This is a genomic window from Roseateles sp. So40a, assembly GCF_048081605.1.
Lineage (GTDB): Bacteria > Pseudomonadota > Gammaproteobacteria > Burkholderiales > Burkholderiaceae_C > Roseateles.
The window spans coordinates 1,935,493-1,945,455 of record NZ_CP182288.1; the positions used below are offsets into that span (position 1 = coordinate 1,935,493).

Annotated in this window: 13 protein-coding genes; 9 read left to right on the forward strand and 4 right to left on the reverse strand. The window is 70.0% G+C overall.

Features of this window, described 5'->3' with window-relative positions:
• The first annotated feature begins 1 nt into the window (after nucleotide 1).
• Genes ACNI65_RS08955 through ACNI65_RS08965 form a run of 3 tightly spaced genes read left to right on the forward strand, consistent with a single transcriptional unit; the run spans nucleotide 2 to nucleotide 1,944 of the window.
• The gene (locus tag ACNI65_RS08955; RefSeq protein ID WP_416762484.1) at nucleotides 2-790 is read left to right on the forward strand and encodes a DUF1295 domain-containing protein; all 789 of its coding nucleotides are present in this window, start codon (nucleotides 2-4) and stop codon (nucleotides 788-790) included.
• Nucleotides 787-1,434 carry a DUF6134 family protein gene (locus tag ACNI65_RS08960; RefSeq protein WP_416762485.1) on the forward strand — a complete coding sequence of 216 codons (648 nt, stop codon included), beginning with the start codon at nucleotides 787-789 and terminating at the stop codon, nucleotides 1,432-1,434. The genes ACNI65_RS08955 and ACNI65_RS08960 overlap by 4 nt, the downstream gene beginning before the upstream one ends.
• Nucleotides 1,435-1,455: 21 nt before the next feature.
• Nucleotides 1,456-1,944, forward strand: a complete 489-nt coding sequence (locus tag ACNI65_RS08965; RefSeq protein ID WP_416762486.1) for a DUF2177 family protein — start codon at nucleotides 1,456-1,458, stop codon at nucleotides 1,942-1,944.
• Here the strand turns inward: ACNI65_RS08965 and ACNI65_RS08970 are convergent.
• Entirely contained in the window at nucleotides 1,907-2,587 is a 681-nt protein-coding gene (locus ACNI65_RS08970; protein WP_416762488.1) for a ChrR family anti-sigma-E factor, read from the reverse strand. The two genes, ACNI65_RS08965 and ACNI65_RS08970, sit on opposite strands and share 38 nt — an antisense overlap.
• Nucleotides 2,588-2,589: 2 nt before the next feature.
• Nucleotides 2,590-3,183, reverse strand: a complete 594-nt coding sequence (locus ACNI65_RS08975; protein ID WP_416762490.1) for a sigma-70 family RNA polymerase sigma factor — start codon at nucleotides 3,181-3,183, stop codon at nucleotides 2,590-2,592.
• Nucleotides 3,184-3,520: 337 nt separating this feature from the next.
• On the opposite strand from ACNI65_RS08975, the gene ACNI65_RS08980 reads away from it, so the two are divergent.
• The 4 genes from ACNI65_RS08980 to ACNI65_RS08995 are packed head-to-tail and all read left to right on the forward strand — an operon-like array spanning nucleotide 3,521 to nucleotide 7,857.
• Entirely contained in the window at nucleotides 3,521-4,960 is a 1,440-nt protein-coding gene (locus ACNI65_RS08980; protein ID WP_416762491.1) for an NAD(P)/FAD-dependent oxidoreductase, read from the forward strand.
• A complete protein-coding gene (locus tag ACNI65_RS08985) occupies nucleotides 4,957-5,835 on the forward strand; it encodes a DUF1365 domain-containing protein (protein WP_416762492.1) in 879 nt (292 codons plus the stop codon). Before ACNI65_RS08980 ends, ACNI65_RS08985 begins: the two co-directional genes overlap by 4 nt.
• A gap of 19 nt (nucleotides 5,836-5,854) precedes the next feature.
• Nucleotides 5,855-7,243 (forward strand): class I SAM-dependent methyltransferase, encoded by a 1,389-nt coding sequence (locus ACNI65_RS08990; RefSeq protein ID WP_416762494.1) that lies wholly within the window; start codon nucleotides 5,855-5,857, stop codon nucleotides 7,241-7,243.
• A 50-nt stretch (nucleotides 7,244-7,293) separates the two neighbouring features.
• On the forward strand, nucleotides 7,294-7,857 hold the full coding sequence (locus ACNI65_RS08995; RefSeq protein ID WP_416762495.1) for a GAF domain-containing protein: 564 nt from the start codon (nucleotides 7,294-7,296) through the stop codon (nucleotides 7,855-7,857).
• 26 nt (nucleotides 7,858-7,883) lie between these two features.
• On the opposite strand, the gene ACNI65_RS09000 is transcribed toward ACNI65_RS08995, so the two are convergent.
• Together ACNI65_RS09000 and ACNI65_RS09005 are read right to left on the reverse strand one after the other, a co-directional pair.
• Nucleotides 7,884-8,324, reverse strand: coding sequence for a hypothetical protein (locus tag ACNI65_RS09000; RefSeq protein ID WP_416763600.1), 441 nt, complete (start codon nucleotides 8,322-8,324; stop codon nucleotides 7,884-7,886).
• 183 nt (nucleotides 8,325-8,507) lie between these two features.
• Nucleotides 8,508-8,852, reverse strand: coding sequence for a hypothetical protein (locus ACNI65_RS09005; protein ID WP_416762496.1), 345 nt, complete (start codon nucleotides 8,850-8,852; stop codon nucleotides 8,508-8,510).
• Nucleotides 8,853-9,025: 173 nt separating this feature from the next.
• Here ACNI65_RS09005 and ACNI65_RS09010 point away from each other — a divergent pair, with 173 nt between their 5' ends.
• Complete coding sequence (locus tag ACNI65_RS09010; protein ID WP_416762498.1) at nucleotides 9,026-9,244, forward strand: hypothetical protein; 219 nt, start codon at nucleotides 9,026-9,028, stop codon at nucleotides 9,242-9,244.
• A gap of 499 nt (nucleotides 9,245-9,743) precedes the next feature.
• A complete protein-coding gene (locus ACNI65_RS09015) occupies nucleotides 9,744-9,908 on the forward strand; it encodes a hypothetical protein (protein ID WP_416762500.1) in 165 nt (54 codons plus the stop codon).
• The last annotated feature ends 55 nt before the right edge of the window (nucleotides 9,909-9,963 follow it).

The window sequence follows — 9,963 nt, forward strand, 5'->3', positions numbered from 1 at the left end:
CATGTGGAGCACCGCTCTCCTGGGATTGCTCATCGCCGTCGCGATCGCGGTGCCGACCTGGCTGGTCAGCATCGCACGCGAGGACGCGAGCCTTGCTGATCGCGTCTGGTCGCTGTTCATCGCCGCGCCTGCCGCGTTCTACGTCTTCCATCGGGGTGGCGACACGCGCGCCCTCGTGATGCTCGCCATCACCATCGCCTGGGCCGTGCGGCTGGCCGTCTACGTGACCGCGCGCAACTGGGGCCATGGCGAGGACCGCCGCTACCAGGCCATCCGCGCCCGCAATCAACCGGGCTTCGCGCTGAAGAGCTTGTGGCTGGTGTTCCTGCTGCAGGCGGTGCTGGGCTGGGTCGTCACCTGGCCGCAGCTCGTCGCGAGCGGGGAGGGCCGGGCGCCGTGGAGCTTCTGGGATGGGCTGGGGGCAGCGATGGCGACCGTCGGGGTGCTGATGGAGGCCGTCGCCGACGCGCAGCTCGCGCGCTTCCGCCGCTCGCCAGGTCACGGCGACCGGGTGCTCGACACCGGCTTGTGGCGATATTCGCGTCATCCCAATTACTTCGGCGAGACCTGCGTGTGGTGGGGGCTGGGCGTGATGGGCCTGAGCGCCGGCGGCTGGGCCGCGGCGTGGTGCCTGGCCTCGCCGCTGCTGATGACTTTCCTGCTGCTCAAGGTCAGCGGTGTGACGCTGCTGGAGAAGGACATCGGCGGGCGCCGTCCCGCTTACCGCGACTACATCGCCCGCACCAGCGCCTTCATTCCCTGGCCGCCCCGACGCGGCGCGGCGCGATGAGGGCGCCACGTCTTGTGGCCGCGTGCGCTGCAGTCGCATGGGCCGCCGCCGCTGGCGCAGCGACCTGGGACTTCGAGGTCCGCCTCGACGGCAAGCCGATCGGCACGCATCGATTCGTCGTCGAGGAAGTCGCGGCAGCAACTGCTGCTGGCACCGAGGCGCCAATCGCGCGCACCGTGCAAAGCACCGCGCGCTTCGATGTGAAGCTCCTCGGCCTGACGGTCTTCCGGTACCGCCACGAGGCCAAGGAGCGTTGGCGCGGCGATTGCCTGCAATCCGTGCAGAGCCGCACCGACGACGACGGCAAGCCGGTGCAGGTCGACAAGACCTTCGCGGACCCCGACTGCCCGATGAGCTACGCCTACTGGAACCCCGCGCTCGTGCGACAGCAGCGGCTGCTGAATCCGCAGACCGGCGAGTTCGACGAGCTCCGCGTCGAGCGCCTGCCCGACGGCGTGATTGCCGTGAACGGGCGCGACGTGGAGGCGACGCGTTGGCGCCTGACGGCCACTCCGCCGGCGACGTCGGGCAAGGCCGCCGAGCGCCAGCAGATCACGCTGTGGCGTGATCGCGCGGATGGCCGCTGGATCGGGCTGGACGCCGTGGTGAAGGGCGGACGCGTGTTGAGTTACCGGCTGCCCTGAACGCGGCCCCAGGAGATCGAGATGACTGCTTCGACCGGATCCCCGGCCGCCACCGGCTTCTTCGCGGAGCCCGCTCCGGCCTGGCGCTGGCCGCTGGCCTATGCGCTCACGCTGGCCGTGTTCCTCGCGATGGATGCCGTGTGGCTGAGCACCGCCACCGCCAGCCTCTACCGCCCCGGCATCGGCCATCTGATGGCCACCGAGGTCGACTGGCGCGCGGTGGCGATCTTCTATCCGCTGTACATCGTGGGGCTGGTGTTCTTCGCGATCGCGCCCAGCCTGCGGCGAGGCCGCCCGGCGCTAGCCTTCGCCCATGGCGCGCTGTTCGGCTTTCTCGCCTACGCGACCTACGACTTCACCAATCAGGCCACGCTGCGCGACTGGCCCTGGCTGATCACCGCGGTCGACCTGCTCTGGGGCACGGTCATCAGCAGCGTGTCGTCCGGCATCGCGGCGGTGCTCACCGCCCGCATCACATCCCGACGAGCGACCCGAACCAGCGTGCGATGAGCCCGTCGAAGTGAAGGCGGCCCTCGACGGCAGCGATGCAGATGCATTCGCTGCCTTCCTGCACCACCGGCTGGTGGTGGACCTCACCGTCGGCCAGGTCGAAGTCGCCCGGTCCGAACAGCGCGCGGCCGTCATGGAAGCGCCCGTAGATCACCTGCGTGAGCTCGGTGCCGCGATGCGTGTGCGGCGGCAGGTACTTGCCCGCACCGATGCGCAGCAGGAAGAGGTTGGCCTCGGGCGCACCCGGCACGCTGACCCGGCTCCAGCGCATGCCCGGGCCGAGCCACTGCCAGCGCGTGGCGCTGCAATCGGCCAGCGCGCGCGGCCAGACCGCACCCGCGGGCAGCGGCGGCGGCGCGGGGACCTTGCGCGGAGCCGCTGACGCGTCATCAGAGTTTCCCGCCTCCAGCGCGTCGATCCGCGCCAAAGCGCGCGCCAGTGCGTCGTCGCGCATCGCGACGGGCGTTTCCTCCTCGAGGATCGCCCCGCCCACCGCGCGCAACATCGCCACCCGCTCGCGGCAGCTGGCGCACAGCTCCAGGTGAACCTCCGTCACCAGGCGGATGCCGGTCGGCAGACCGCCGGCGGCCAACGACAGCAGCAGCTCGTCGTCGGGGTGATGGTGGATATCGGGCGGCAACATGATCAGGATTCCAGCAACTTGCGCAGATGCGTGACGGCGAGCCGGATCCGCGACTTCACGGTGCCCAGCGGCAAGCCGAGTTCCGCGGCGATCCGCGCATGCGGCTCGTCGTCGTAGAAGGACAGGCGCAATACCTGCGCCTGCTCCGGCGGCAGGCGCGACAGGGCGTCCCGTACGCGCCGACACTGGCGGGACGCATCCGCGTGGTCGGCCACGTCGGCCTGGTCGGCCGGCAGGTGATCGAACTCGAAGCACTCGTCCCCGGCGCCATCCAGCAGATGCCGGCGCGCCGCGTCGATGCGCAGGCGCCGCGCGATGGTGAAGATCCAGGTCGAGACGGCGGCCTGCGCCGGATCGAACATCGCGGCCTTGCGCCAGACCGTCACGAGCGCGTCCTGCACGAGCTCCTCGGCCGCGGCGTCGCTGCTGCCGGTGCGCATCAGGTAGCTCTTGAGCCGGGGCGCGAAATGGGCGAAGACCCGCCCGAAGGCCTCGCGGTCCTGATGCTCCGCGATGCGCCGCATGAGCGCCGGCCAGTCCGGCTCGGACGGCGAGGGCGCGGCGGAGCGCGTCGGATCGAGCGGAACGATCTTCAAATGTCGGACCCGGGACAGTGTGGACGTGGACGTGACCCCGTCCGGCCCGGTGGCCGGGACGGTGGTCGGAGGTTCGCGACGTGACTGGCCCATGGACCCTGATACGCGGCGAACGGCGACTCGGATCATCGCCTACCGCGGACAGGATCGCCAAACGGGCGTTTGTCGCCCAGGAGTCGGCAGGAATTCACGCGCCGATTCCTCGGTGACGCCCGCCGACGCCTCGCCAATGACGGGAACGGCACCTGATCCCGCCCTCTGCACGCCCACGTGAGGGGGCCGAGGAATCCAAAACCCGATCGCTCGCGTACAAGGCACACATTCCCAGGACGCGACGATGGACCGCACCGAAGCAACAGCTCCCCAGTTTCCGCCTCACCCCGAGGGCCGCCCCTGGCGCATCGCCGTCGTGGGAGCCGGCATCTCCGGGCTGTCCTGCGCCTGGCTGCTGTCGCAACGGCATGACGTGCAGGTCTTCGAGGCAGAGGGCCGGGTCGGCGGTCACAGTCACACGGTCGATGCGCCGGCCGCGGCTTCGGCTTCAACCGCGACCGTCCCGGTCGACACCGGCTTCATCGTCTACAACGAACCGGCCTATCCCAACCTGAGCGCGCTGTTCCGCCACCTGGATGTCCCGACCCGGGCGTCCGACATGTCCTTCGCGGTGAGCCTGGACGGCGGCGCGCTGGAGTACGCCGGCACCGATCTCAACGGCCTCTTCGCCCAGCGCGCCAACCTGCTGCGGCCGCGCTTCTGGTCGATGCTGCGCGAGCTGCTGCGCTTCTACCGCGAGGCGCCACGTGACGCCCAGACCTGCGGCGACATGGCGCTGGACGCGTACCTCGACCGGGGCGGTTATGGACGCGCCTTCCGCGACGACCATCTCTATCCGATGGGCGCGGCGATCTGGTCGACGACCGCGGCGGAGATCGGCCGCTACCCGGTGGCCGCCTTCGTCCGCTTCTGCCAGAACCACGGCCTGCTGCAGGTGGCTGATCGGCCGGTCTGGCGCACGGTGGACGGCGGTAGCCGCGAGTACGTGCGCCGCCTGACGCGGACCTTCACCGATCGCATCCATCGCGACGAACCCGTGATTGCCGTCGCCCGCGAGCCGGGCGGCGTGCGCCTGCGCACCCGGCGCGGCGTCTGGACGGGCCTGTTTGACCATGTCGTGCTCGCCACGCATGCGGACCAGTCCCTGCGCATGCTGCAGGCGCCCAGCGACGCGGAGCAACGCCTGCTGTCGGCCTTCCCGTACACACGCAACCTCGCCGTCCTGCATCGTGACCCCGCGCTGATGCCGCGCCGCCGCGCGGTGTGGTCGAGCTGGAACTACCTCGGGTCGCGCGGGGGATCTTCCGGGTCCGCCGCGCCGGGGGAGCTGGCGCCGCCCACGGTCACCTACTGGATGAACCGCCTGCAGCCGCATCTGCCGCAGGGCGCCGATGCCGCGCCGCTGTTCGTGACGCTGAACCCGACGGTGGCGCCGCGTCCCGAGCACCTGATCCGGACCGAGGTCTACGAACATCCGCGATTCGACGCGGCCGGCATCGCCGCGCAACGGGAGCTCTGGTCGCTGCAGGGGCAGCAGCGCACGTGGTTCTGCGGCGCGTGGTTCGGGTCGGGCTTCCATGAGGACGGCCTGCAGGCGGGGCTCGCGGTGGCCGAGGCGCTCGGCGGCGTGCGCCGGCCCTGGACCGTGCCCGACGAGTCCGGCCGTATCCACTTGCCGGCACCGAAGCATATGGTCGATCCAGCGGGCATGGTGGCGACATGAACTCCGCGATCTACCGCGGACGGGTGATGCATCAGCGCCTGCGCCCGCTGCGCCATCGGCTGAGCTACGGGATGTTCATGCTGTTGCTCGACCTCGACGAGCTGCCGGCGATGGACGCGCGCCTGCGGTGGTTCTCGGTGGGGCGCTTCAACCTCTTCAGCTTCCGACCGGCCGACCACGGGGATGGACGGGCAGCGGACGTGGCGGGACTGCGCGCGCAGGTCCAAGCCCGTCTCGTCGAGGCCGGCTTGCCGGTCGGCGGCGCGATCCGGTTGCTGACGATGCCACGACTGCTCGGGTACGCCTTCAATCCGCTCAGCGTCTGGTTCTGCGATGCGCCCGACGGGAGGCTGCAAGCGGTCATCTACGAGGTCAACAACACCTTCGGCGAGCGCCACAGCTATCTGATCGAGGTCGAGCCCCAGCAGCGCGACGCGACGCTGATCGAGCAGCGGAGCGACAAGCGCTTGTATGTCTCGCCCTTCCTGGGCATGGCGCTCCGCTATCGCTTCCGCATCGAGCCGCCGCACGCCGACCGGCCAGGGATGTCCCTCGGCATCACCGTGGAAGACACGGGCGCACCGGAGGCCGCGAAGCGGTCATCGGAGATCGGTGACGTTGTCGGCGATGCAGCCGATGCAGCCGATGCGGCCGGTGCAGCGGTGCTGCACGCGCGACTCGGCGCGCGCCGCGTGCCGCTGACCGACGCGGGGCTTGCGCGGCTGTTCCTTTCATATCCGCTGCTGACCTTGAAGGTCATCGTCGGCATTCATTGGGAAGCGCTGCGGCTGTGGCTCAAGGGCGCGCGGCTGCATGACCGGCCCGCCGCGCCCGAGCAGCCGATGACCGTCGTGCGGCGCGAACCTCTTTCCTGATCGACCTCTCGAGACCCTCATGCATCACGATTCGAGCTCGACCCTGACCGCACCGTCGTCGACGACGACAACGTCGACAACAACAACAACGTCAGCGACGGCTACTGCGACGGCGACGACGACGCTGACGGGCGATCGCCTGTCTCCGTGGCACGCGCCGTTGCGGCGCCTGCTCGCGCGCGTGCGCCACGGCCAGCTGTCGCTCACGCTGCCCGACGGACGGCGGATCGAGGTGGTGGGCGCGGCCCCCGGCCCCCGCGCGGAACTCCGGCTCCATCGCTGGCGCCCGGCGTGGCGCCTGCTGCTGCAGGGCGACCTGGGGCTGGCGTTGTCCTATCGCGATGGTGACTGGTCGTCCGCGGACCTGACCGAGCTGCTGCGTTTCGGTTTGGCCAACGAAGCCGCGCTGGGCGTGATCGAGTCGCGCGGACCGGCGCGATGGCTGGCCCGGTGGCGGCATCGGGCCAACGCCAACACGCGGCGCGGCAGCCGGCACAACATCGCCGCGCATTACGACCTCGGCAACGAGTTCTACGCGCGCTGGCTCGATGAATCGATGCTGTATTCCAGCGCGATCTATGACGCGGAGGAGGCCCGCTCGACTGCTGACGTGGAAGACGAGGCCCTCTTGGCCCCCTCGCCCGCGCAGCGGGAGAGGGCGGGGGGTGAGGGCTCGTCGCAGACCCTGGAATCGGCCCAAGCCCAACGGCTGGACCGCATCGTCGAGTTGCTCGATCCCCGTGCGGGCGAGCGCGTGCTGGAGATCGGCTGTGGCTGGGGCACGCTGGCCGCGACCTTGGCGCGGCGCTGCGGGGTCGAGGTCGTTGGTGTGACCTTGTCCACCGAGCAGCTCGCCTTCGCCCGCGAGCGCGCTGCCCAGTACGGCGTGGCGCCCGAGGTCGACCTGCGACTGCAGGATTACCGCGACATCAGCGGCCAGTTCGACCGCATCGTCTCGATCGAGATGATCGAGGCGGTCGGCGAGGCCTACTGGCCGACCTATTTCGCCACGTTGAAGGATCGCCTCAAGCCTGGCGGCGTGGCGGTGCTGCAGGCCATCACGATCGACGAATCGCAGTTCGAGCGTTATCGCGACAGCCCGGACTTCATCCAGCATTGCATCTTCCCGGGCGGCATGTTGCCGACGCCGGAGCGCATGGCGGCGGAGGCGCGCCGCGCGGGCCTTCGCCTCACCACCGAGTCGCGATTCGGCCGCGGCTACGCGCTGACGCTGCGGGAATGGCGGCGGCGATTCCTCGCCGAATGGCCAGCGATCCAGGCCCTGGGTTTCGACGAGGCGTTCAGACGCCTGTGGACCTATTACCTCTGCTATTGCGAGGCAGGCTTCCTCGCCGGACGTGTCGACGTCGGGCTGTATCGGCTCACGCACGCGGACGGCGAGCGCTAGGCCGCAATGGGTTTAGCATCCGTCCTCCTTTGCGGCGTACGCCGCCGCTGTTGCCTCTGTCCTTGACGCTGATGTACGACCGACCGTTCACCGCTCATTCCCTGGATGTCGCCATTTCCGAGTTGCTGGCCGCGACGTCGGACAGCTTCGATCCCGAGCTCGACGCCCGCATCACCGACGTGCTGTGCGGTCTTCGCCAGCAGCTGCACATGGACGTCGTGTTCGTGTCCGAGTTCCAGGACGGGGAGCGGGTGTTCCGATTCGTGGACGGGCATTCGGAGATCGGCGTGCACGTGGGGGATTCCGCGCCGCTGGAGCAGAGCTATTGCCAGCGCATCGTCGAGGGCCGCGCGCCGGAGCTGATGACCAATGCGTCGGCGGTCGCGGCGCAATACCAGCTCCCGGACACGCCGATCCCGATCGGCGCGCACCTGAGCGCCCCGGTGGTGCTGTCCGACGGCCGGATCTTTGGCACGGTGTGCTGCTTCAGCGCCCACCCCAATCCGGGCCTGCAGGGTGAGGATCTCTCGCGCCTGAAGGGCTGCGCGCGCCTGGTCGCCCGCAAGGTCGAGGCGCAGGACTTCCAGGACACGATGCCGTTCGAGAAGGATTGATCGGGTGGCGCCAGTTGGGAGACCGCTCACTTGAGCTTGTGATCCTCTCGCTTGGCTTCCTGCATGGCCTCGGGCTCGAGTTCCTCGGCCGCGCGGTTCAGCCGGATGAACAGGCCCCAGCCGGTCAGCAGCGCGCCCACGGCGAGCACCATCGCCGCCGCATGCAGCAGCAGCGTCGAATCCGAATGCGCCGCGCGGAAGGTCGCCACGAGTGCCTCGATCGCCAGCGCCACGACGATCACGACCATGAACCGCGACAGGAAGCGCCGAACCCGGGTCGGCGCGCTGATGTGGGCCGTGCGGATCACCTCTTCCTCGGTCACCGTCTGCGCTATCTGCAGCGCGACCACGGCCGCGGCCAGCACGCCCATCGCCTCGATCACCAGTTGCGCGGCCTGATCGTCCCAGTCCGCATGCAGCGCCGCCCACATCTCCTTGGCAGCGATCGCCAGCAGCATCAACGCCATCAGCGTGAACAGCAACGCCAGCGCCGCATGCACCACCGAGAACCCCCGCAGCAACACCGGCACCGTCTCCTCGGCGGCGACGTCACGCGGCGTACCCGAGGGGCCGTCCGGGGCGGCAGGTGCTGAACTGGGAGTGGGCGAGGGCGGGGTCTCAGGCGTCATGGGCAGCAGTCCACGTGGAGGTCAGTTGCGGTCGGGGCGGATGCGCAGCGCGCCGGAGCGCTCGCCAGGTTCGGTCACCCGGCCGCTGGCGCGTCGCGAGGGCCGTTGCGGGCGCTCATCGGCGGCTGGGGCGGGCGCCGCGTCGGGCGGGGGCTCCACGGGCGCGGCGGAGGCCGGCGGCGTCACGGGAGCACTCGGGACAGGCGCGGTCGAGGCTGCGTCCAGCGGCGGGCCGACCGTGCCGGATTGGCGGCGGGCCGCGGCCGGGTCGATGGGCGCCGCGCCCGGCGCCTGGGTCTGGGCGAAAGCCGCCGCGGCGACGACCGTCGCCGAGGAAGCGAGGAATGCGAGGCTGATCGGTTTCATGGCCAGTCCTGCCGAACGGCGTTCGCGGCATCTCTGCCGGGATTGTTCGCAGGGCAATCGGCGAGCCAGCCATCCGGACTGGTACCCTGTGCGGCGGCACGCCCCGTCGAAGGGGCCGAGCGGCGGTCGCCAGATCGTCGCCCGACCGGTGCCTGACCGAGCAAGGACGCGCAGTGAAGACCATCGACGAGATGTTGAACCTCGACCTGATCACGGCTGAACAGCATCAGGAGATCGATGCCTGGATCGCCCGATCCCCGACGCCCGAGGCGATCCTGGCGATGCCCGCCGAGCTCTGGCAGGCCGTGGAACGGGCCAGCGAGGCCATGGGCGTGGACGCCGACCTGCTGCGTCCGCCCGCGCTGGACGCCGGCGGCCACGTCGGCGAGTGAGCGCGACGGTCGAGCTCCTGGGCCGATCCCGCCACATTTGCCGCACATCCTCCTGCTTTCCCTCCCCCGATTTGGGTAGGTCGGGGGACGCGAGCGGGCTTGCGGCCTCTACAGTTCCGCCCATAAGAAAACTGGGTTGGGATGAGGTCGGGAATGAGGATCGCGTATGGGGCCGGCGCCGTGGCGCTGGCGTGCGCCGCCGTATGGAATCTGCGGATCGGCGCCGGATTGCAGGCCACGTCGTTCGAGGACGCGCTGGGTCATTACTTCGGGTCGGCCTGGGCGCTAGGCATCGCGGCCTGGCTGATCTGGCGGGCCAGGGGCGCTGGCTCGTCGTCGCGGTAGCTGGCTCGCGGGAGTCAATGGCTCGGGAACGTGTAAACTCCCGCCCTTCACCGTATTTCCGACGCTGCTCAAGGCAACCGGTCGCCCAGGTGGGCCCGAGGCCGGTGAGTCTGTGACTTCGGGCAGGTGTCTCTCGTTCATTACCGGAGCCAACATGGGCAACAAGATCGTCACCGAAGCCGACCGCAAGGCTTCCCCCCGTCCCGCCGCCCCCAAGGGCGTGACCATCACCCCGAACCGCGGCCAGAAGAGCAGCCTCGAGCGCGGCTCGCACACCCGCTCGAAGAAGAACCCGGGCAAGCGTCCGCACTCGGGTTGAGGTCGCGGGGAGCAAGACCCCATCGACCTGACGACAGGCCCACGCCCCGCGGCGG

What these genes read in the sequence shown, in the direction of transcription:
- ACNI65_RS08955 (WP_416762484.1), top strand. Translation starts at nt 2, where the DNA reads ATGTGGAGCACCGCTCTCCTGGGATTGCTCATCGCCGTCGCGATCGCG.
- ACNI65_RS08960 (WP_416762485.1), top strand. Translation starts at nt 787, where the DNA reads ATGAGGGCGCCACGTCTTGTGGCCGCGTGCGCTGCAGTCGCATGGGCC.
- ACNI65_RS08965 (WP_416762486.1), top strand. Translation starts at nt 1,456, where the DNA reads ATGACTGCTTCGACCGGATCCCCGGCCGCCACCGGCTTCTTCGCGGAG.
- ACNI65_RS08970 (WP_416762488.1), bottom strand. Translation starts at nt 2,587, where the DNA reads ATGTTGCCGCCCGATATCCACCATCACCCCGACGACGAGCTGCTGCTG.
- ACNI65_RS08980 (WP_416762491.1), top strand. Translation starts at nt 3,521, where the DNA reads ATGGACCGCACCGAAGCAACAGCTCCCCAGTTTCCGCCTCACCCCGAG.
- ACNI65_RS08985 (WP_416762492.1), top strand. Translation starts at nt 4,957, where the DNA reads ATGAACTCCGCGATCTACCGCGGACGGGTGATGCATCAGCGCCTGCGC.
- ACNI65_RS08990 (WP_416762494.1), top strand. Translation starts at nt 5,855, where the DNA reads ATGCATCACGATTCGAGCTCGACCCTGACCGCACCGTCGTCGACGACG.
- ACNI65_RS09000 (WP_416763600.1), bottom strand. Translation starts at nt 8,324, where the DNA reads ATGGCGTTGATGCTGCTGGCGATCGCTGCCAAGGAGATGTGGGCGGCG.
- ACNI65_RS09005 (WP_416762496.1), bottom strand. Translation starts at nt 8,852, where the DNA reads ATGAAACCGATCAGCCTCGCATTCCTCGCTTCCTCGGCGACGGTCGTC.
- ACNI65_RS09015 (WP_416762500.1), top strand. Translation starts at nt 9,744, where the DNA reads ATGGGCAACAAGATCGTCACCGAAGCCGACCGCAAGGCTTCCCCCCGT.